The 19,679-nt window shown below is 72.5% G+C and carries 19 protein-coding genes; 11 read left to right on the top strand and 8 right to left on the bottom strand.

The window, feature by feature from the left end; translation table 11 throughout:
* Positions 1-175: 175 nt before the first annotated feature.
* Positions 176-4,123 (bottom strand): polarized growth protein Scy, encoded by a 3,948-nt coding sequence (scy, locus tag ACZ7KF_RS29445; RefSeq protein ID WP_471081453.1) that lies wholly within the window; start codon positions 4,121-4,123, stop codon positions 176-178.
* A gap of 206 nt (positions 4,124-4,329) precedes the next feature.
* On the bottom strand, positions 4,330-4,770 hold the full coding sequence (mce, locus tag ACZ7KF_RS29440) for a methylmalonyl-CoA epimerase (RefSeq protein ID WP_471081450.1): 441 nt from the start codon (positions 4,768-4,770) through the stop codon (positions 4,330-4,332).
* Between the two features lie 149 nt (positions 4,771-4,919).
* Here mce and ACZ7KF_RS29435 point away from each other — a divergent pair, with 149 nt between their 5' ends.
* Positions 4,920-6,119: an acetyl-CoA C-acetyltransferase gene (locus tag ACZ7KF_RS29435; protein WP_471081447.1), complete on the top strand. Its 1,200-nt coding sequence runs from the start codon at positions 4,920-4,922 to the stop codon at positions 6,117-6,119.
* Positions 6,120-6,169: 50 nt separating this feature from the next.
* Positions 6,170-7,126, top strand: a complete 957-nt coding sequence (meaB, locus tag ACZ7KF_RS29430; RefSeq protein ID WP_471081444.1) for a methylmalonyl Co-A mutase-associated GTPase MeaB — start codon at positions 6,170-6,172, stop codon at positions 7,124-7,126.
* 285 nt (positions 7,127-7,411) lie between these two features.
* Here meaB and ACZ7KF_RS29425 read toward each other — a convergent pair whose 3' ends face one another.
* From ACZ7KF_RS29425 to ACZ7KF_RS29410, 4 genes are all read right to left on the bottom strand, one after another.
* A complete protein-coding gene (locus ACZ7KF_RS29425; protein ID WP_471081441.1) occupies positions 7,412-7,888 on the bottom strand; it encodes a MarR family winged helix-turn-helix transcriptional regulator in 477 nt (158 codons plus the stop codon).
* Positions 7,889-7,980: 92 nt separating this feature from the next.
* Complete coding sequence (locus ACZ7KF_RS29420) at positions 7,981-8,790, bottom strand: AIM24 family protein (RefSeq protein ID WP_471081438.1); 810 nt, start codon at positions 8,788-8,790, stop codon at positions 7,981-7,983.
* Positions 8,787-9,437, bottom strand: a complete 651-nt coding sequence (locus ACZ7KF_RS29415) for an AIM24 family protein (RefSeq protein ID WP_471081435.1) — start codon at positions 9,435-9,437, stop codon at positions 8,787-8,789. The genes ACZ7KF_RS29420 and ACZ7KF_RS29415 overlap by 4 nt, the downstream gene beginning before the upstream one ends.
* Before the next feature lies 1 nt (position 9,438).
* Positions 9,439-10,071: an AIM24 family protein gene (locus ACZ7KF_RS29410; RefSeq protein WP_471081836.1), complete on the bottom strand. Its 633-nt coding sequence runs from the start codon at positions 10,069-10,071 to the stop codon at positions 9,439-9,441.
* Positions 10,072-10,266: 195 nt separating this feature from the next.
* Here ACZ7KF_RS29410 and ACZ7KF_RS29405 point away from each other — a divergent pair, with 195 nt between their 5' ends.
* The 5 genes from ACZ7KF_RS29405 to ACZ7KF_RS29385 all read left to right on the top strand — a co-directional run bounded on the left by ACZ7KF_RS29405 (position 10,267) and on the right by ACZ7KF_RS29385 (position 13,122).
* Positions 10,267-10,611 (top strand): DUF3817 domain-containing protein, encoded by a 345-nt coding sequence (locus ACZ7KF_RS29405; RefSeq protein WP_471081433.1) that lies wholly within the window; start codon positions 10,267-10,269, stop codon positions 10,609-10,611.
* Positions 10,608-10,901, top strand: coding sequence for an MTH1187 family thiamine-binding protein (locus ACZ7KF_RS29400; protein ID WP_471081429.1), 294 nt, complete (start codon positions 10,608-10,610; stop codon positions 10,899-10,901). Before ACZ7KF_RS29405 ends, ACZ7KF_RS29400 begins: the two co-directional genes overlap by 4 nt.
* 144 nt (positions 10,902-11,045) lie before the next feature.
* On the top strand, positions 11,046-11,798 hold the full coding sequence (locus ACZ7KF_RS29395) for a hypothetical protein (protein WP_471081426.1): 753 nt from the start codon (positions 11,046-11,048) through the stop codon (positions 11,796-11,798).
* Positions 11,795-12,475 carry a DUF4166 domain-containing protein gene (locus tag ACZ7KF_RS29390; RefSeq protein WP_471081423.1) on the top strand — a complete coding sequence of 227 codons (681 nt, stop codon included), beginning with the start codon at positions 11,795-11,797 and terminating at the stop codon, positions 12,473-12,475. Before ACZ7KF_RS29395 ends, ACZ7KF_RS29390 begins: the two co-directional genes overlap by 4 nt.
* A complete protein-coding gene (locus ACZ7KF_RS29385) occupies positions 12,472-13,122 on the top strand; it encodes a TetR/AcrR family transcriptional regulator (protein WP_471081420.1) in 651 nt (216 codons plus the stop codon). The genes ACZ7KF_RS29390 and ACZ7KF_RS29385 overlap by 4 nt, the downstream gene beginning before the upstream one ends.
* A 111-nt stretch (positions 13,123-13,233) precedes the next feature.
* Here the strand turns inward: ACZ7KF_RS29385 and ACZ7KF_RS29380 are convergent, their stop codons facing one another.
* Complete coding sequence (locus ACZ7KF_RS29380) at positions 13,234-14,214, bottom strand: ArsR/SmtB family transcription factor (protein WP_471081417.1); 981 nt, start codon at positions 14,212-14,214, stop codon at positions 13,234-13,236.
* Between the two features lie 162 nt (positions 14,215-14,376).
* Between ACZ7KF_RS29380 and ACZ7KF_RS29375 the strand changes: the two genes are divergently transcribed.
* The 4 genes from ACZ7KF_RS29375 (at position 14,377) to ACZ7KF_RS29360 (ending at position 18,320) form a co-directional block, all read left to right on the top strand.
* Complete coding sequence (locus ACZ7KF_RS29375) at positions 14,377-15,630, top strand: MFS transporter (RefSeq protein ID WP_471081414.1); 1,254 nt, start codon at positions 14,377-14,379, stop codon at positions 15,628-15,630.
* 22 nt (positions 15,631-15,652) lie between these two features.
* The gene (locus ACZ7KF_RS29370) at positions 15,653-16,162 is read left to right on the top strand and encodes a MarR family winged helix-turn-helix transcriptional regulator (RefSeq protein ID WP_471081412.1); all 510 of its coding nucleotides are present in this window, start codon (positions 15,653-15,655) and stop codon (positions 16,160-16,162) included.
* A 43-nt stretch (positions 16,163-16,205) separates the two neighbouring features.
* Complete coding sequence (locus tag ACZ7KF_RS29365; protein ID WP_471081409.1) at positions 16,206-16,544, top strand: DUF3817 domain-containing protein; 339 nt, start codon at positions 16,206-16,208, stop codon at positions 16,542-16,544.
* Between the two features lie 75 nt (positions 16,545-16,619).
* The gene (locus tag ACZ7KF_RS29360) at positions 16,620-18,320 is read left to right on the top strand and encodes an acyl-CoA mutase large subunit family protein (protein WP_471081407.1); all 1,701 of its coding nucleotides are present in this window, start codon (positions 16,620-16,622) and stop codon (positions 18,318-18,320) included.
* A 68-nt stretch (positions 18,321-18,388) separates the two neighbouring features.
* Here ACZ7KF_RS29360 and ACZ7KF_RS29355 read toward each other — a convergent pair whose 3' ends face one another.
* Positions 18,389-19,531 (bottom strand): DUF3103 family protein, encoded by a 1,143-nt coding sequence (locus ACZ7KF_RS29355; RefSeq protein ID WP_471081405.1) that lies wholly within the window; start codon positions 19,529-19,531, stop codon positions 18,389-18,391.
* Between the last annotated feature and the right edge of the window lie 148 nt (positions 19,532-19,679).

The following is a 19,679-nucleotide window of genomic DNA, read 5'->3' as shown; positions in this document are numbered from 1 at the left end:
TGTCGAATGAGACCGGTGAGGTGATAGGGGAAATCCTAGGGGCCGAAGCGGTGTGTCATCGAGCGGATACGGTTTTGATCTGGAGAATGGCACCTCTTTTGGGTGGCTGACCGTCGGACGGCTTGCCAACGAGTCGGGCAAAGCCCCCAGAAGACACCGGAACGTACCCCGTCCGCTAGCTTTCTGACGACTTGCCACCCGATCGGGGGGCACCCACGGTCGCGCCCGCCTTGACTCCACCGTCCTTGCCGCCGGACGGCGCCTCGAAGGACTCCAACGCCTCCAGCACGTCCTGGACGCGCGAGATCTCGGCGTTGATGTCCTCGCGCCGGCGCACCAGGATCTCCAGCTCCCGCTTGCCCTCCTCGACCGTGCGCCGGGCCTCGCGGATCGCCTCCGCCTTCAGCTCCTCGGCCTCCTTGACGAGGCTGGCCTTCTTCTGCTCGGCCTCCTTGAGCAGCCCCTCCGCCTTCTTGACCGCGGCGATCCGCACCTTGCCCGCCTCGGAGTTCGCGTCCGAGACCAGCTCCTTGGCCTTCGCCTCCGCCTTCGCCAGCTGCTCCTCGGCGGCCTTGATGAGCGCGTCGCAGCGGTCGCCGGTGGACTTCATCGTCTCGGCCGCCTCGCGGCGGGCCCGCTCGTGCAGGTCCTCGATCTCGGTGGTGATGCGGTCGCGCAGCTCCTCCGCGCGCTCCCTTATCGCCGTGGCGTCCCGGCGCGCGCCGACCAGCAGCTCGTCCGCGTCCGTACGGGCCTTCTCCACCAGCGAGTTGCCCTCGATGGTCGACTCGGAGACGATCCGCTCCGCCTCGCTGCGGGCCGCGCCGACCATCGTGTCCGCCTGCGACTCGGCGTCCGCGGTGGTCTTCAGCGCCTGTGCCTGCGCCTCGGTGAGCAGCTTGTCGGCCTCGGCCGTGGTCTCCGTGATGAGCTTGTCGACCTGCTCGGCCGCCTCGGACCGCCGCTTGTTGGCGTCCTTGCGGGCCCCGTCCAGGGTCTGCTGGGCCTCCTCGCGGGCGGAGCTGACGAGCCGTTCGGCCTCGTTCTCCGCGTCCGTCCTGAGCCGCTCGGCCTCCGCCCGCAGCCGCTCGGCGTGCTGCTGGGCCGAGCCCACCGTCTCGGCGGCCTCGGCGCGCAGCCGCTCGGCGTCGCCGGTGGCCTCGCCGATGAGCTGCTCGGCGCCCGCCAGCGCCTCCGCACGGACCCGGTCCGCCTCGGTGAGCGCCTCGGTACGCACGCGCTCGGCCTCGGCGACGGTCTCCGCCTGCAGCCGCTCGGCCTCGGTGAGCGCCTCGGTGCGCACCCGGTCGGCCTCGGCGATGGTCTCCGTCTGGAGCCGCTCGGCCTCGTTGCGGGCCTCGGTGATGAGGGTGTCCGCCTGCGTCGCCGCGTCGGAGCGGATGCGGTTGGCGTCCTCGCGGGCGTCCGCCCGGGTACGGGCCGCCGCCTGATCCGCCTCGGCGAGCGCGTCCGACGCCTCGGTGCGCACCCGCTGGGCGTACTCGCCGGCGTCCGAGCGCAGCCGCTCGGCCTCCGCGATCGCCTCCGCCATCGTGCGCTCGGCCAGCGCCTTGGCGGCCTCCGACTCCTCGGTCGCCTCGCGCCGGACCCGGGAGGCGTCCTCGCTCGCCCGCTCCCGCTCGGCGTAGGCGTCGGCGCGGACCCGGTCCGCCTCCTCCTCGGCCTCGCGCCTCGTCCGGTCCGCCGCGTGCTCGGCGGCCGAGCGCAGCCCGGCGATCTCCTCCTGTGCCTGCTCGTGCAGCCCCGAGACGGAGTCCCGCACCTGCTGGGCGTGCTGCTCGGCGGCGGCGACCATCTCGGTGGCGCGCCGGTCGGCCTCCTCCACCAGCCGGGTCGCCTCGGCCTGCGCCTCCTCCACGCGCTTGCGGGCGGAGGCCAGCAGCTCCTCGCTCTGCTCGCGGGCCCGCTGCCGCTCCTGGTCGGCCTCCTCGCGGGCGGCACCGAGGAGTTCCTCGGCCTCGCGGCGGCGCCGGGCGGCCTCCTCCTGCGCGGCGGCCAGCGTCTCGGACGCCTCGGCACCCAGCCGCTCGGCGGCGGCCTGCGCCTCCGCGCGCACCCGGTCGGCGGTGTCCTGGGCCTCCGCCTTCAGCCGCTCGGCCTCGGCGGCGGCCTCGGAGCGCAGCCGTACGGCGACGGTCTCGGCCTCGGCCCGGGAGGCGGACGCGTCGGACGCGGCCTCGGTGCGCAGCCGGTCGGCCTCGGCCTCGGCCTGCTGCTGGAGCGTGCGGATCCGCTCGGCCGACTCGGCGCGCAGCCGCTCGGCCTCCTCGCCGGCCTCCCGGCGGATCCGGGCGGCCTCCGCACGGGCGTCGGTCAGCGCCTGCTCGGCCGACGCCAGCCGTTCCTGCGCGTCCGTCTGCAGCCGCGTCAGCTCCTCGGCGGCCTCGGCACGGCGGGCCTCGACGGCCTTCTCGGTCTCCTCGCGCAGTTCCCGCGCGGCCTTCTCGGCGTCCGCGCCGACCGTCTCGGCCTGCTCGGCGGCCTCGGCCCGCAGCCGCTCGGCCTCCTTGCGGCCGCGCTCCAGGGTCTCCTCGGCCTGCCGGCGCAGGCCGGTGGCCCGCTCGATCGCCTCGGTGCGGACCTTCTCGCTGTCGGCGGTCGCGCTCTGCCGCAGCTCGTCGGCGTCCGCCTTGGCCTTGGCCAGCAGCTCCTCGGCGGACCTGGCCGCCTCCTCGATCTGCGCGACGGCCTCGCGGCGGGCCTCGGCACGGATCGACTCGCCCTCGGCGACCGCGTCGGCGCGCAGCTGCTCGGCCTCGCCGCGCAGCCGGCGGGCCTCCTCCTGCAGCTCGACCGTCTTGGCGCGGTACTCCTTGGTGTCGTCCTTCGCCGCGCCCTTGAGCTGCTCGGCGATGTCGTGCGCCTCGGCGCGCAGCCGGTCCGCCTCGGCCTCCGCCTCCGTGCGGATCCGCTCGGCCTCCTCGGCGGCGGCCCTGGTGGTCTTCTGGGCGTCCTCGGACGCCTTGTTGAGCACGTCCTCGGCGGTCCTGGCCGCCTTGGACAGCTGGGTGGCGGTCTCCTCGGCGGTGATCGAGCGGGCCTTCTCGGCGGCCTCGGCGACGATCTTCTCCGCCTCGGCGCGGGCGTCCGCGACCAGCTGCTCGGCCTCGGACTTGGTGTTCTCGGCCTCCTTGGTGGCCTCCTCGACCAGCCGGGCGACCTGCTCCTTGGCGGTGCGCGTGCGCGTCTCGTTGGCGGCCTCGGCGCTCGCCAGGGCCTTGGCGGCGGACTCCTTCGCCTCCGTCTGCAGTTTCTCGGCCTCGGCCTGCGCCTTGCGCAGCGCCTCCTCGGCCGCCGCCATCCGCTCCTCGGCGGCCCGGCTCAGCTCGGCGGCCTGCCGGCGGGCGGTGTCCGACTCGGTGACCGTGGCCGTGCGCAGCTGCTCGGCGTGCTCGGTGGCCTCCTGCGCCTGCGTGGAGGCGGCGTTCAGCAGCCGCTCGGCGTCCGTGCGGGCCCGGCGCAGGAGCTGCTCGGCCTCCGCGCGGGCGGCCTCGGCGTCGCTCTGCAGCCGCTCCCGGGCCTCGCGGGTCAGCCGCTCGGCCTCCGCGCGGGCGGCGGCCATCGCCTGCTCGGCCTCCGCGCGGGACTCGTCCAGCAGCCTGCGGGCCTGCTGCTCGGTGCGCGCCCGCAGCTGCTCGGCCCAGGCCACGTTCTCGTTGACGTGAGACTCGACGGTGGCCCTGCGCTCGGCCAGCTCCTGATCGAGCTGCTGGCGCCGGTTCACCGCCTCCTGGTGCAGCTCCGCCTGGAGCCGGGCGGCCTGTTCGGCGTGCTCCTGGAGGATGCGCTGGGTCTGTGCGCGGGCCTGGCTCAGCTCCCGCTCGGCGTCCTGGCGCAGCTGCTCGGCCTGCATCTGGGCGTTACGGAGCAACTGCTCGGCCTGATAGCCGATGTCACCGCCGTCGTAGGCGGGCCGGGTCATCAGGGTGCGGCGCGCCTCGTGCAGCTTGGCGCGCAGCACCTCGACCTGGTAGCCGAGGTCCTCGGCGTGCTGGATCGCCTTTTCCCGCTCGGTCCTCAGCCGCTTCATCTCGGCCTCGAACCGAGAGAGGTGGTCGACGTCAGCCGCCGGCTCTCGCTCCTGGCTCTCGTAGCCCCGCACTGCGCGGTCCCATCCGTCCCCTGGTCAGCTTCTGCAACGAGCTCCGTCCATCCGCCGAACGGGGCCCCCGGGGAATGGTGTCAGATCAACGGCGGAGCACGGGCTGCTGCCCCGACGCTCGTCCCCCGAAACCCGGACCCCGGCATGCGGTCGCCCCGCGAAGAGGGACGACCGCCCCCAACCCTACCGGCCCTTATGTACGGGGGTCAGTGCTCAGGCGACTCAACAGGGGCCGAAGTGACCAGTTCTGTCAGAACGCCATGGCAGTCCTTGGGGTGCAGGAAGGTGATGCGCGACCCCATGGAGCCGATGCGTGGCTCCTGGTAGAGCACGCGTACGCCCTTGTCCCGGATCTCCTCGGAGTCGGCGTCCACGTCCGCCGTGCCGAAAGCGATGTGATGGACGCCCTCGCCGTTCTTCGCGAGCCACTTGCCGACCGCGGAGTCCTCGCGGGTCGGCTCCAGCAGCTGGAGGTAGGAGGCGCCGCCGTCCGAAGTCTCGTTGATCTTGAGCATGGCCTCGCGTACGCCCTGCTCCTCGTTGACCTCGGTGTGGAACACCTCGAAGCCGTACGTCGCCCGGTAGAACTCGACGGTCGCGTCGAGGTCCTGGCAGGCGATCCCGATGTGGTCGATTCGCGTCAGCATGGACTCAGTGCAGCGCTCCCGCGGTGGTTACGCAACGTGCGCGCGATCACACCGACAGGCCGATGACGGCGTGCTCCACCCGTCAGTACATTCGAAGTAAACCCTCGTTCACTCCTCGGCTGTGCGCAGCTGGAAGGGGATCGCACCTCATGTCTTCTGGAACGACCAGCTCGGTGATCGTCGCGGGCGCCCGGACGCCCATGGGGCGGCTGCTGGGCTCGCTGAAGTCCTTTTCGGGAGCCGACCTGGGCGGCTTCGCGATCAAGGCCGCCCTCGACCGTGCGGGGATCGGCGGCGACCAGGTGCAGTACGTGATCATGGGCCAGGTCCTGCAGGCCGGCGCGGGCCAGATCCCGGCCCGCCAGGCCGCCGTCAAGGCCGGCATCCCGATGAGCGTCCCGGCGCTCACCATCAACAAGGTGTGTCTGTCCGGCCTGGACGCCATCGCCCTCGCGGACCAGCTGATCCGCGCCGGCGAGTTCGACATCGTCGTGGCGGGCGGCCAGGAGTCCATGACCAACGCTCCGCACCTGCTGCCGAAGTCCCGCGAGGGCTTCAAGTACGGCGCGGTGCAGATGCTCGACGCGATGGCCCACGACGGCCTGACCGACGCCTTCGAGGGCATCGCCATGGGCGAGTCCACGGAGAAGCACAACACCCGCCTCGGCCTCGGCCGCGCCGAGCAGGACGAGATCGCCGCCCTGTCCCACCAGCGGGCCGCCGCCGCGCAGAAGAACGGCCTGTTCGAGGCCGAGATCACGCCGGTGGAGATCCCGCAGCGCAAGGGCGACCCGGTGCTGTTCAGCAAGGACGAGGGCATCCGCGGTGACACCACCGTGGAGTCCCTGGCCAAGCTGCGTCCGGCGTTCGCCAAGGACGGCACGATCACCGCCGGCTCCTCCTCGCAGATCTCCGACGGCGCCGCCGCGGTCGTCGTGATGAGCAAGGCCAAGGCCGAGGAGCTGGGCCTCACCTGGCTCGCCGAGATCGGCGCGCACGGCAATGTGGCGGGACCGGACAACAGCCTCCAGTCCCAGCCGTCCAACGCCATCGTGCACGCCCTGAAGAAGGAGGGCCTGGAGGTCTCCGACCTCGACCTCATCGAGATCAACGAGGCCTTCGCCGCGGTCGCCGCGCAGTCGATGAAGGACCTCGGCGTGTCCACCGAAAAGGTGAACGTGAACGGTGGTGCGATCGCCCTGGGTCACCCGATCGGCATGTCCGGTGCCCGGCTCGTGCTGCACTTGGCGCTGGAACTCAAGCGGCGGGGCGGCGGGGTCGGCGCGGCGGCGCTGTGCGGTGGCGGCGGTCAGGGTGACGCGCTGATCGTGCGGGTGCCGAAGCCCTGACTCCGCTGTACATAGCCCCAGTACGTTGCTGAAGTGAACGGAGCTGTTTGATGCAGGACGTCTCCTCTCTGGTGGCCCGGGCCAGGGAAGGCCGGCCGCGGGCCGTGGCTCGGCTGATCTCCCTTGTGGAGGGGGCGTCCCCGCAGCTCAGGGAGGTCATGGCGGCGCTGGCCCCGCTGACCGGCAATGCCTACGTGGTGGGCCTGACCGGCTCGCCCGGCGTCGGCAAGTCGACCTCCACCTCCGCGCTCGTCACTGCCTATCGCAAACAGGGAAAGCGGGTCGGCGTCCTGGCCGTCGACCCCTCGTCCCCGTTCTCGGGCGGCGCCCTGCTCGGCGACCGGGTCCGGATGTCGGACCACGCCTCCGATCCGGGCGTCTACATCCGCTCGATGGCCACCCGCGGCCACCTGGGCGGCCTGGCCTGGGCGGCCCCGCAGGCGATCCGGGTGCTGGACGCGGCGGGCTGCGACGTGGTCCTGGTCGAGACGGTGGGCGTGGGCCAGTCGGAAGTGGAGATCGCCTCCCAGGCGGACACCTCCGTCGTCCTGCTGGCCCCCGGTATGGGCGACGGCATCCAGGCGGCCAAGGCCGGCATCCTGGAGATCGGCGACGTCTACGTCGTCAACAAGGCCGACCGGGACGGTGCCGACGCCACCGCCCGCGAGCTGAACCACATGCTGAGCCTGGGCGAGGCCCGTGGTCCCGGCGACTGGCGCCCGCCGATCGTGAAGACGGTCGCGGCCCGCGCGGAGGGGGTCGACGAGGTCGTGGAGGCCCTGGAGAAGCACCGGGCCTGGATGGAGGAGCGGGGCGTCCTCGCGGAGCGCCGCAAGGCCCGCGCGGCCCGCGAGGTGGAGACCATCGCCGTCACCGCACTGCGGGAACGCATCGGCGACCTGCACGGCGACCGCCGCCTCAGTGCTCTCGCCGAGCGCATCGTCACCGGGGAGCTGGACCCTTACCGAGCGGCGGACGAACTGGTCGCGAGCCTGACGGCGTCCTGAGCACCACCACCGCCCCTTCGGCGGGACCGGTACCCCCGGCGCGGCCGGCCACGACCGTGCCGTGACCGCGCCCGGGGCCGCCTTGCTGACGGCTCCGCCGTACTGTCTCCGTGTCTTCCGCCGTCTCTTACGCCGTGCCTTCGCCGGCGCCCTGTCCGCCCATGCCCCGGCCCTGGGGCACGGCGTGCCCGGCGGCCGGCGTGGCGGCCCCGGGGGCGGCCGGGCCGGGCCGGGGCATGGGTGAACACGGCGGTTGTCGCGGAGGGGGCGGCGGGACGCCGCCGGTCAGGGACGGCCGCGCTGCCCCCGCAGATGCTCCGCGATCGGCTTGAGCGCCTTGTCCAGCTCCGTCAGGGCGTCCGGGGACAGCAGGTCGATGAAATGCCGACGCACCGACGCGACGTGGTGAGGAGCGACCTTTCTCATCGTCTCCATGCCGTGGTCCGTGAGCACGGCGTACAGCCCCCGCCGGTCCGTGTCACAGTTCTCGCGGCGCACCAGGTTGGCGTTCTCCATACGCGTGATCTGGTGCGAGAGCCGGCTCTTGGACTGCAGGGTGGCGGAGGCGAGGTCGCTCATCCGCATCCGCACGTCGTCCGACTCGGACAGGTTCACCAGGATCTCGTAGTCGTTCATCGTCAGGCCGAACGGCTGCAGATCTTTTTCGAGCTGATACGTCAACAGCCTGTTGACCTCCAGGTGGGTGCGCCAGGCGCACTGCTCCGCATCGGTCAGCCAGCGCGTGGCCGTCTCGGTCTCCATGAATGAAGTCTACCTAAGAAGTTGAATGGCGAACTACTTCGGGTGGTGTGACAGTGCGCACGCGTTCGACGTCACACTCCGCAGACTACCGCTCACAGCCCGAAGCGACGCTGGAGGTCTCCCAGCTGTCCGGGAAGGCGCGGTACGGCCGACGATTGCGGACCGTGTCCGCCCGGTGCCGTTCCGCCACCTCCGGGGACGCCCGGCTCGGGCGGAACCGCCCCCGTCGCCGGCTCCGTCATGAGCGTCTCCGTCGACTGCAGCAGGACCGTCCCGGCACCCGCGAACTCGAACTGGTGCTCCTCGCCGGAGACCCCGCCGAAGCCCGTCATCGCACGTAGACCGCCCAGTACGCCCGTGAGGTACCCGTGGTCGTAGTGATGACACGGGGACGGGCAGTCGGCCCACCCGACGAGCGCCTGGGGGTCGACCCGGATCGGAGGTTCCATGAACACCACCGGGCCGTTGGATGCGGCCACAAACGTGCCGGTTCCGATAAGGGTCAGAAAACCCGGCACGATCGATTGTTTCAACGCGAGACTTGGCTGAAAACCGAGCAGATTGCCCGCGCGAATGGTCAAGTTCCCGTCGTCCAGGTCGTAGGAGTTGACGTCGAAGGCCCGGTCGGCCAGCAGCATCTTGCCGGAGCCCTCCGCCACGACCCAGTCGCTCGCGTGCAGTGGCGAATGGAACGACGTGCGGACAAGTCGGTCGAGTCGGCCGTGCCCGATGCCGTTGAACTCGATCGCCCCGTAGTAGGCGATCATCTTCCCCTTCTGGAGGAACCACTGGCCGCTCTTGAGCTCGACGCAGAACGTGTACGCGTTCACGTTGTCGTCGACGGGCAGCGTCATCGGGTCGTACACCACGGGTCCGGCGCCCGGGGTTCCGTGGATGCTCACAGCTTCTCCTCCGAGGCCTGGACGTACACCGTGCCGTTGCCGCTCAGCTCCAGCTGGAAGGCCTCGCCGGAGCCGCGGCCCACCATGTCGCGCCAGCCGAGCGCGGTGGACAGCTTGTTGCGGACCTCGCCGTGATGGGCGACGTAGGCCTGGGGGTCGACGTGGACCGGGCGCTGCGGGGTGATCGGGATCTCGAAGACGCCGCCGTGCGCCATCACGGCCACCGCGCCCTGCCCCTGGAGGGTCGTCGTGAACAGGCCCTGTCCGCTGACCTGCCCCCGCACCATGCCCATGACCCCGCCCTGCGAGCCCATGAACATCGTGCCCTGCCGGAGCGTGCCCTCGAAGGCGAGCAGCCGGTCGGCCTCGACGTAGAGGGTGTCGCCGGAGAGGGAGATCACATGGACGTGGTGGCCGCCGTGCCCGAAGAAGACCGTGCCGCTGCCCTCCACGGTCATCAGCGGCGTCGCCTCGCCGGCCACCCGGCGCCCGAGCATGGACATGAGGCCGCCCTGGCCGCCCTGGACGCTGGGGGTGAAGGACACCTCTCCCTTGTAGGCGAGCATCGCCCCGCGCTGACTGAACAGCCGTTGCCCCGGCAGCACGGTCGCCTCGACCATCTTGGAGTTGATCTCTCGGAAGGTCATCTCACAGGTCCCCCGCGATCGTGTGCCGCTCGCTCGGCTGCACGTACACCAGCCCGTCACCCTCGAAGCGGATCTGGAAGGCCTCGCCGCCGCCCTCCCCGAGGAGCGTGCGGAACGTCACACCGGACTGGAAGGACTGCCGGACGTTGCCCTGGTGGGCGACGTAGGCGCCCGGGTCGACGATCAGCGGGTACTGCGGGCTGACGCGCAGGACGACCGCCGGGCCGTCGGAGACGATCGCCGCCTGCCCGTGTCCCTCCACGGTCGTCGTGAACAGGCCGTTGCCCTGCGAGGCCCCGCGCAGCCCCGTGAACGTCGTCCCCGTGCGCAGCGCCGCGTCGGTCGCCAGCAGGTTGCCCGCCTCGACGTACAGCTTGTCCCCCTGGAGCCCGACCAGGTTGATCTCGGCCGCCCGGTCCGCGAACCAGCAGGTCCCGTGCCCCTTCACCTCCATCACCGTCATCTGTTCGCCGGTGAGCCGCCGGGTGACCATCCCGCGCAGCCCCTCACCGCCACCGCTCAGCTTCTTGAAGGCCATCTGCCCGTCGTACGCGACCATCGAGCCGTTCTTCGCCTTCACGGCGTCCCCGGTCATGTCGACGGCGAGCACCTTGCTCCCTTGGAGTCGGAACATCGCCACGCAGCGAAAGTAGCGGCGCCCCGGGTGGGCGGAACAGGGCCCGTGGGTGGAAACCCACCCTGAGCGGACCCCTAGGGGCGCGGTTTGCCACAATGGGGGAACGCTTGTGCGTGCGTTCACAAACCGGCAGGCCGTTTCGGCAGGCCGCAACCGGCAGACCGTCGTCGAAACTCCCACCGAAGGTGACCTGTGGACATCAAGACCGCCACCGCCCTCCGCCGCCTCCGCCTGGTCTCGGCCCCGGAGGCCGTGTCCTTCCTGATCCTGCTCCTGTGCTCGGTACTGAAGCGGACCACCGACTTCGACGCGGTCCCCGTGATGGGCTCGATCCACGGCGTCCTGTTCGTCCTGTACGTGATCTTCTGGGCGGACGCCTGGAACCGCACCAAGTGGCCGCTGAAGACCGCCGCCCTCTACTTCGTCCTCTCGGTGCTGCCCACCGGAGGCTTCTTCGCCGAGCGCAAGCTGCGCCGCGAGGCCGAGGACGCGGTCATCGCCGCCCGTGCCCGCCGGGAAGGGGCCGTGAACGCATGATCGTCGCCTTCTCCGTGACGCCGCTCGGTGTCGGCGAGGACGTGGGGGAGTACGTCGCCGAGGCCGTCCGCGTGGTCCGCGCGTCGGGGCTGCCCCACCGCACCGACGCGATGTTCACCTCGATCGAGGGCGAGTGGGACGAGGTCATGGACGTCGTCAAGCGCGCCGTAGCCGTCGTGGAGGAGCGCGCCCCGCGTGTGTCGCTCGTCCTCAAGGCGGACATCCGGCCCGGCGTGACCGACGGCCTGACCAGCAAGGTGGAGACGGTCGAGCGTCACCTCGCCTCGTAGTCCCCGGCACTCGAGAACCCCGGTCCGTGCAGGGCCGGGGTTTTCCGTCGCCCCGTGATTGAGCGATCGCTCAAAACCAGGTACCTTCCCCTCCCAGAGAGTTTGAGCACTCGCTCAAAACATCAGGTGGGGGTTGAGGCGGCCATGGGGCTCTACATAGAGGCGCTCGTCCGCGCCGACCTCGACGAGCTGTGGGCACGCACCCAGGACCCGGCCCTGCACCAGCGCTGGGACCTGCGCTTCACCGAGATCGCCCACCTCCCGCGCGCGGACGGCGAGCCCCAGCGCTTCCGCTACGCCACGCGCGTGCTGCCGTTCCTCACGGTCGCGGGCACCGGGATCTCCGCGGGGGAGAGGGAGCGCCCCGACGGCACCCGCACCTCCGCCCTGCGCTTCGCCTCCCCGCACCCCCTCTCCCTGCTCGCCGAGGGCAGCGGCTACTGGCGTTACGTGCCGGTCGCCGACGGCGTCCGCTTCCTCACCGGTTACGACTACCGGCCCCGCTGGGGCGCCTTCGGCGCGCTCGCCGACCGGCTGCTGTTCCGCCCGTTGATGGGCTGGGCGACGGCCTGGTCCTTCGACCGGCTGCGGCTGTGGCTGGAGCGCGGGATCACCCCGGAGCGGGCGCTGCGCAACTGGCTGGCCGAGCTGGCGGTCCGCGGGCTCGTCCTCGCCCTGTGCCTGGCCGGGCTCGGCCGGGGCTCGCTCCCCGGACTGCCCGGTCCCTTCGCGGACGCCCTGGCCTATCTGTGCCCGCCGCTGCTGCTCGCCGGTGCCGCCCTCGCCCTGTGGAAGGCCCCGCTCGCCACCACCCCGGCCGCCCGCCGCTGCCTGCGCACCCCGCCCGGCCGGGCCCGCGCCCCCCGCATCCTGCAGACCCTGGAGAAGCAGTCATGACCTCGATGTTCCGCACCGTGCTGGGCTCCGACTTCGACCGTCTGCACCCGCAGCTCCAGCGCCGCTTCTCGGTGGGCCTGGCGAGCGGCGAGGGCTGCACCGGCCGGGGCGTGATGGAGCACGTCTGGCACGGGCCGGCGTTCGTGAAGCCGTTCCTGGCCCTCGGCACCACCCGCAACATCCTGGTGCCGCAGGCCGGCCGGAACATCCCCTTCGTGATCGAGAACGTGCCCTACGCCGACACCTACGGCCGTGAGACGGTGACCTTCGTGCGCACCTTCGACCTGCCCGGCCGGTCCCGCCGCTTCGACGCCCAGATGGTGCTCAGCCCCAAGGGCGACCGCATCCTCGACTACCTCGGCACCCACCAGCACCTCGCCAGCGAACTGCACTTCCACGCCGAGTCCGACGGCTCCCTGCTGATCCGCTCCGGCGAACACCGCTTCAGGGAGGGCCCGGTGGACGTCCGCGTCCCCGAACTCGTCGGCGCCACCGCCGAGGTGCGCGAGTCCTACGACGACACGGCCGGCTGCTTCCGGATCCGGGTCCGGGTGGTGAACCGTTACTTCGGCCCGCTCTTCGGCTACCAGGGCTCCTTCACGGCGTCGTACACCGACACCCGCCGCCGCGGGGTACGCCCCGGACTGCGCCCGGTCCGCGAGGAGGCGCGCGCGTGAGCCCGGAGACCGCCAAGTCCCTGGAGACGAAGCACAAGCTGCTGGAGGGCGCGCTGCGCACGCTCACCGAGCAGGGGATCGCCAAGACCTCCGCCCGCACCGTGGCCGCGGCCGCCGGGGTCAACCAGGCGCTCGTCTTCTACCACTTCGGCTCCGTGGACGAACTCCTCGCCGCGGCCTGCCGGTACGGCGCCGAGAAGGCCGTGTCCCGCTTCCGGCCCCGGCTGGCCGAGGTCGGCTCGCTCTCCGAGCTGCTCGCGGTGGGCCGGGAGATCCACGAGCAGGAGCGCTCGGGCGGCCATGTCGCCCTCCTCGGCCAGCTGCTGGCCGGCGCCCAGACGCACGAGGCCCTCGGGCCCGCCACGGCGGCCGGGCTCGATCTGTGGATCGCCGAGATAGAACGGGTCCTGGTCCGCGTCCTGGCCGCCACCCCCCTCGGCGAGTTCACCGACCCGGCGGGCCTCGCCCGTGCGGTCGCCGCCTCCTTCGTGGGCATCGAACTGTACGAGGGCGTCGACGCGGCCGGCGCCCAGGCGGCCCTGGGCGCGCTCGAACAGCTGGGTGCCCTCGTGGCGGCGCTGGAGGAGCTGGGGCCCGTGGCCCAGCGGGCGGTCCGGCACCGTCTGCGGCGCACCGGACGCCGCTGACCGCCGGCCCGGCGGCCTGCCTCCCACACCGCGGAGCCGCGGCCCGTCCCGGGGCAGGCGGGACCGCGCCTCCCCGCCGTACGCCCCCGGCGACCCGCCCCGCCGACTCCCTCAGCCCCCCGACGCCAGCGCCATCCCCAGCGGTGTCCGCTCGTACAGCACCTGGTGGCCGTACCGCCGCGCGGTCAGCAGGCCCGCGTCGCGCAACACCGTCAGATGGGCCGACACCGAGGACGGGGCCAGCCGCAGGCGGTGGGCGAGGGCGCTGGTGGTCGCCGGCTCGTCCAGCGCGGCCAGCACCGCCGCCCGGTTGCGGCCCAGCAGCCGTACCAGCGCCTCGGGCACCCGGGCCGCGGGCTCGGTCCACAGGCCGGCGAGGCCGCGGGCCGGGTAGACCAGCGCGGGCTGCCACGGCGGCTCGAAACCCGTGATCACATCGGGCCAGGAGAACACGCTCGGCATCAGCACCAGCCCCTGGCCGCCGAGGTCGCGCGCGTAGGCGCCGTGCAGTGCGAGGGTCAGCGTCCGGCCGTCCCAGGACAGCCGCGGGTCCAGCTCGGGCAGCAGCCGGCCGAGCCCCACCTCGGCCAGCCGCCGTGAATGGAAGGCCACGTCCGCCTCCAGCAGGGCCCGCAGCCGGAGCCAGTCCGGCTCGACCAGCACCCGCCAGGCCGCCTCCAGGGCGTCCGCCAGCTCCCGCACCATCCGCGCCGGATCCGCCAGCCAGGCCCGGCCGCGCGCCGACTCCGGCGCGCCCGGCGTGCACGCGAGCGCGCGGGCGGTGTCCGCGCGGGCCGCCTCCGGATCGGAGGCCCGGACCGCCGCGATCTCCTCCTCGAAGGTGGCGGCCGGCCCGATCGGCGGCGGACCGAGCCAGTCCGGCGAGTGTCCCCGCCGGGGCATCAGCAGCCACAGCGGGGCGAGGTCCAGCCCGGCCGCCGCCGTACGGATCCGGCGCAGCCACGGCGCGTGGTATCCGTGCCGGTCCGGACGCTTCAGCGTCCGCACCGCCTCCTGCGTCTCCCACAGTGGCGAGACCGCGAACCGGCAGCGCAGGAAGTCGTCCTCGCCGAAGCGGAGAAGCGAGGGCACGGCCACCTCCTCGACGGGCCGGGGCACCTTCTCGACGGGCCGGGGCGCACCTTCTCGACGGGCCGGTGCACATCCTCCACGAGCCGGGCCCACGGTGCCGGAACATTCGTGTCAGGGCGAAACTTTACGGGCCACCGCCTCCGCCCGGGCACGCTGCCCGGCATGTCCGCACCGTCCCAGGCGGCCCCGGCGCGTTCCGCCGGGTACGGCCGTGTCCTCGCCGTGCCCGAGTTCCGGGCCGTCTTCGCCGCGCACGTGCTGTCCATGCTCGGCGTGATCGTCAGCGAGGTCGCCCTCTCCGTCCTCGTCTACGACCGCACCGGCTCCCCCCTGCTCAGCGCGCTCACCTTCGCCCTGGGCTTCCTGCCCTACGCCGTCGGCGGCACCCTGCTCGCCCCGGTCGCCGACCGCTTCCCCGCCCGGCGGGTGCTGGTGACCTGCGACCTGGTGTGCGCGGCCGGTGTGGCCGTGATGGCGGCGCCCGGCACCGGCATCGGCGTCCTGCTCGCCCTGCGCTGCTGCCTCGCCGTCGTCTCGCCGGTGTTCGCCGGCACCCGTATGGCCACCCTCGCCGACGTGCTCGGCGACGGCGATCTGTTCGTCCTCGGCCGCTCCCTGCTGCGCATCGTCGCCCAGAGTGCCCTGCTCGTCGGCTACGGCCTCGGCGGCCTGCTCCTCGCGGCGGTCACCCCCCGGCACGCCCTCCTCGTCACGGTCGGCACCTTCCTCGCCTCCGCCGCCCTGCTCCGCCTCGGCACCCGGCACCGCCCCGCCCGCCACCCCGACCGCACGGAGACCCCGCCCGGCCTCCGTCCGCTCCTCGCCCGCCCCCGCGTCCGCCTGCTGCTCCTTCTCTTCTGGGTACCGGCCGCCTTCGCCGTCGTCCCCGAAGCCCTCGCCGCGCCGTACGCCGACGCGCTCGGCAGCGACTCCGCCGGTCTCGGCCTGCTCCTGTGCGCCCTGCCCGTCGGCACGGTGGCGGGTGAGCTGTTCGCCGGTGCCCGGCTGCGGCCCGCGGCGCGCGAGCGCGTCGCGCTCCCCCTCCTCTGCCTCGGCCTGCTGCCCTACCTCGGCTACGCCCTGCACCCCGGGCTCGCCGTGTCCCTGCTGCTCCTGCTGGTGTCCGGGGCCGGCTCGGCGTACACCCCGGGACTGGACCAGTGGTTCGTGCGGGCGGTGCCGGAGGAGCTGCGCGGGCGGGCGATGACCCTGCTGAGCGCCGGGCTGATGACCGTCCAGGGAGTGGGCATGGCACTGGCCGGGGTGGCGGCGCAGGCGGTGGGGGTGCGGGCGGCCGTGGCGGGCGCCGGTGCGCTCGGCGTCCTGTGCTGCTGCGCGCTGGCCCTGGCCGCCCGCGGAAGCGGGGAGGGAACGGGAAGGCGACCGAAACCCGAGACGGAGCTGACCGGCATATGACCGGCCGGTAGGGTCTGATGACGTGCCGAAGCCACTCAGCCTCCCGTTCGACCCCATCGCCCGCGCCGACGAACTCTGGAAGCAGCGCTGGGGGAGCGTGCCGTCCATGGCCGCCATCACCTCGATCATGCGGGCCCACCAGATCCTGCTCGCCGAGGTGGACGCGGTGGTCAAGCCGTACGGGCTCACGTTCGCCCGTTACGAGGCACTGGTGCTGCTCACCTTCTCCAAGGCCGGCGAGCTGCCGATGTCCAAGATCGGCGAGCGGCTGATGGTGCATCCCACGTCGGTGACGAACACCGTGGACCGGCTGGTGAAGTCGGGGCTCGTCGCCAAGCGGCCCAACCCCAACGACGGCCGCGGCACCCTCGCCGTCATCACCGAGAAGGGCCGCGAGGTGGTCGACGCGGCCACCCGCGCCCTGATGGCCATGGACTTCGGACTCGGGGTGTACGACGCGGAGGAGTGCGAGGAGATCTTCGCGATGCTCCGTCCGCTGCGCGTGGCGGCACACGACTTCGACGAGCAGTGACCCGGGGCAAGATCTCCCGGATCGGGTGGTTACGCTCGACTCCATGAAAAAGAGCGTGCTGACCCGCTACCGCGTCTTGGCCTACACCACCGGTGTCCTGCTGGTGCTGCTGTGCCTGAGCATGATCGCGAAGTACGGGCTGGACGTCGACGGTGCCGCCGACTTCACCCGGGTCGTCGCCATCGCCCACGGCTGGCTGTACGTCGTCTACCTGATCTTCGCCTTCGACCTGGGCTCCAAGGCGAAGTGGCCGGTCGGCAAGCAGCTCTGGGTGCTGCTCGCGGGCACCATCCCCACCGCCGCCTTCTTCGTGGAGCGGCAGATCAGCCGCGAGCTGGACGCACGGGCCGGCGACCAGGCCCCGGCCGTCGCCAAGGCGTAGCGCTCACCGCCGTACGGACACCGTACGGCGGTCTGCCATCGACATTTACTAGGACGTCCAAGTAAATTCGAGGGTATGGACGCTCACGCCATCGAGGAGGGCCGCCGCCGCTGGCAGGCCCGGTACGACGCCGCACGCAAGCGCGACGCGGACTTCACCACGCTCTCCGGCGACCCCGTGGAGCCGGTGTACGGGCCCCGGCCGGGTGACACGTACGAGGGATTCGAGCGGATCGGCTGGCCCGGGGAGTACCCCTTCACCCGCGGTCTCCATCCGACCGGCTACCGCGGGCGCACCTGGACGATCCGCCAGTTCGCCGGCTTCGGCAACGCCGAGCAGACCAACGAGCGGTACAAGATGATCCTCGCCGCCGGCGGCGGGGGCCTGTCCGTCGCCTTCGACATGCCGACGCTGATGGGCCGCGACTCCGACGACCCGCGTTCGCTCGGCGAGGTCGGGCACTGCGGGGTCGCCATCGACTCGGCCGCCGACATGGAGGTGCTGTTCAAGGACATCCCGCTGGGGGATGTGACCACCTCGATGACGATCAGCGGACCGGCCGTGCCCGTCTTCTGCATGTACCTGGTCGCCGCCGAGCGCCAGGGCGTCGATCCGGGCGTGCTCAACGGCACGCTCCAGACCGACATCTTCAAGGAGTACATCGCGCAGAAGGAGTGGCTCTTCCAGCCGGAGCCCCACCTGCGGCTGATCGGCGACCTGATGGAGTACTGCGCCGCGGGGATCCCCGCGTACAAGCCGCTGTCCGTCTCCGGGTACCACATCCGGGAGGCCGGGGCGACGGCCGCGCAGGAGCTGGCGTACACGCTGGCGGACGGGTTCGGGTACGTCGAGCTGGGGCTCAGCCGCGGGCTGGACGTCGACGTCTTCGCCCCCGGCCTCTCCTTCTTCTTCGACGCGCACCTCGACTTCTTCGAGGAGATCGCCAAGTTCCGCGCGGCCCGGCGCATCTGGGCGCGCTGGATGCGGGACGTGTACGGCGCGCGGAGCGAGAAGGCGCAGTGGCTGCGGTTCCACACCCAGACGGCCGGTGTGTCGCTGACCGCTCAGCAGCCGTACAACAACGTGGTCCGCACGGCCGTGGAGGCGCTGTCCGCCGTGCTCGGCGGGACCAACTCGCTGCACACCAACGCCCTGGACGAGACCCTCGCGCTGCCGAGCGAACAGGCCGCGGAGATCGCGCTGCGCACCCAGCAGGTGCTGATGGAGGAGACCGGGGTCGCCAATGTGGCCGATCCGCTCGGCGGCTCCTGGTACGTCGAGCAGCTGACGGACCGGATCGAGGCGGACGCGGAGAAGGTCTTCGAGCAGATCAAGGAGCGGGGCCTCAGGGCGCACCCGGACGGGCGGCACCCGATCGGGCCGATCACCTCCGGGATCCTGCGCGGGATCGAGGACGGCTGGTTCACCGGAGAGATCGCCGAGTCCGCCTTCCGCTACCAGCAGTCGCTGGAGAAGGGCGACAAGCGGGTGGTGGGCGTCAACGTCCACACCGGATCGGTGACCGGGGACCTGGAGATCCTGCGGGTCAGCCACGAGGTGGAGCGGGAGCAGGTGCGGGTGCTCGCCGAGCGCAAGGCGGCCCGGGACGAGAGCGCGGTGCGGGCCGCGCTGGACGCCATGCTGGCCGCCGCCCGGTCCGGCGCCAACATGATCGAGCCGATGCTGGACGCCGTACGCGCGGAGGCGACGCTGGGCGAGATCTGCGGGGTGCTGCGGGACGAGTGGGGCGTCTACACGGAGCCCGCGGGGTTCTGACCCCGCGGGCGTGCGGGCCGGCGGAGCCTCTCCGCCGGCCCGTCGCCGTGTCCGGCGGTGGGTGCGCCTCAGAATTCCTGTACGAAATACGGCTCCAGGGTCATCCAGCCGTTGCCCCGGGCGCCGTCGCGGGTGCCGTTGTCGCCGCGGGCCAGGGTGTACCAGGAGTCGACGTAGTCCGGGTCGTCGGTCCACCAGTCGTCGGGGATGGCGTCCAGGACGGCGTTCACCAGCGGGATGTAGGCGCCCTGGTCGGCGATGGTCAGCAGGGCGGTGGCGAGGGCCTTGGCGAGGTCGCGGTAGTTGGTGCTGCCGTCCTCCTCCATCATCACGGCGTCGGCCAGGTCGTACTTGTAGTTCGACCAGTTGACCAGGATCTGGTTCGGCCGGTACACGGTGCCGTCGTTGTCGAGGTACGGCATGTCGACCGGGTCGACGCGGACCTTGCCGTCCTGGCCGAAGCCGGTGACGAGGGTGTAGATCTCCGCGTCGCCCTTGACCCAGGGCTCCTCGTCGTCGGAGAGCTCGACGGCGGTGATCCGGGTGGTCCAGAAGCCGGACGCGGCCGTCGCGGCCCGCCCGGTGGCCTCCGGGGTGTGCCGCGCGGCGGTGGGCGCGGGGGCCTGGGTGGCGACGCCGAGCCGGCGCAGCTCCGTGCCGAGGACCCGCAGGCCGGCGGCGAGTGCCCGGTCCCCGTCGATGTCGACGACGTAGACCGGGTGCGCGGGTGCCGTGCGCGCGTCGACCGTGTGGGCGCGGCCGCGGCTGTCGTAGGCGGTGGCGGTGTCGTCGTCGGAGGTCGCCGCGGCGACCCAGGGTGTGCTGCCGGCGGTCAGCGCCGGACGCATGGAGTCGTCCCCGAGGCGCAGCCGGAGCAGGGAACCGACCCGGCCGTCCAGGCCCTTGGCGGCGGCGATGCGGTGGTCGGCCGCGGTGAGGGCATTCTTCAGGGCGCGGCCTGCCAGCCGGGTGACGGGCACCTCGTCGGAGCCGAGGGCCGCGGTACGGAGGCGGGCGCGGAAGGCGGGGTCGGAGAGCGAACCGGCGATGGCGCGGGCGGCCTGGTCCTGGGCCGTGGCCACGGCGGCGGAGGGGGCGGGGGGAGCCGCCGACGCGGCCGGGGCGCCGAGGGTCTGCCCGGCACCGAGGGCGGCCAGGGCGGCCGCGAGGGTGACGACGGCGCCGTGGCGGCGGGGGTGAGGGGGTCTCACGGGGATCGGTCCTCCTGGCGGGTGGGGTGACGCTGTCAGGTGGAGCGGCGCGGCGAGAGGAGAGGGATCTATGCGAGTAGATCCGTGGACCCAGAATGACGGTGACATGACAGTGTGACAAGGGGTGTGCGGTTGTCACGTCGATGAA

It is taken from the genome of Streptomyces sp. NPDC038200 (assembly GCF_055600785.1).
This window is presented reverse-complemented; position numbering and strand designations above follow the sequence as displayed.

Coding starts and splice junctions, on each gene's coding strand:
- mce (WP_471081450.1), bottom strand. CDS start 4,770: ATGCTGACGCGAATCGACCACATCGGGATCGCCTGCCAGGACCTCGAC.
- ACZ7KF_RS29435 (WP_471081447.1), top strand. CDS start 4,920: ATGTCTTCTGGAACGACCAGCTCGGTGATCGTCGCGGGCGCCCGGACG.
- meaB (WP_471081444.1), top strand. CDS start 6,170: ATGCAGGACGTCTCCTCTCTGGTGGCCCGGGCCAGGGAAGGCCGGCCG.
- ACZ7KF_RS29425 (WP_471081441.1), bottom strand. CDS start 7,888: ATGGAGACCGAGACGGCCACGCGCTGGCTGACCGATGCGGAGCAGTGC.
- ACZ7KF_RS29415 (WP_471081435.1), bottom strand. CDS start 9,437: ATGACCTTCCGAGAGATCAACTCCAAGATGGTCGAGGCGACCGTGCTG.
- ACZ7KF_RS29410 (WP_471081836.1), bottom strand. CDS start 10,071: ATGTTCCGACTCCAAGGGAGCAAGGTGCTCGCCGTCGACATGACCGGG.
- ACZ7KF_RS29400 (WP_471081429.1), top strand. CDS start 10,608: ATGATCGTCGCCTTCTCCGTGACGCCGCTCGGTGTCGGCGAGGACGTG.
- ACZ7KF_RS29395 (WP_471081426.1), top strand. CDS start 11,046: ATGGGGCTCTACATAGAGGCGCTCGTCCGCGCCGACCTCGACGAGCTG.
- ACZ7KF_RS29390 (WP_471081423.1), top strand. CDS start 11,795: ATGACCTCGATGTTCCGCACCGTGCTGGGCTCCGACTTCGACCGTCTG.
- ACZ7KF_RS29375 (WP_471081414.1), top strand. CDS start 14,377: ATGTCCGCACCGTCCCAGGCGGCCCCGGCGCGTTCCGCCGGGTACGGC.
- ACZ7KF_RS29365 (WP_471081409.1), top strand. CDS start 16,206: ATGAAAAAGAGCGTGCTGACCCGCTACCGCGTCTTGGCCTACACCACC.
- ACZ7KF_RS29360 (WP_471081407.1), top strand. CDS start 16,620: ATGGACGCTCACGCCATCGAGGAGGGCCGCCGCCGCTGGCAGGCCCGG.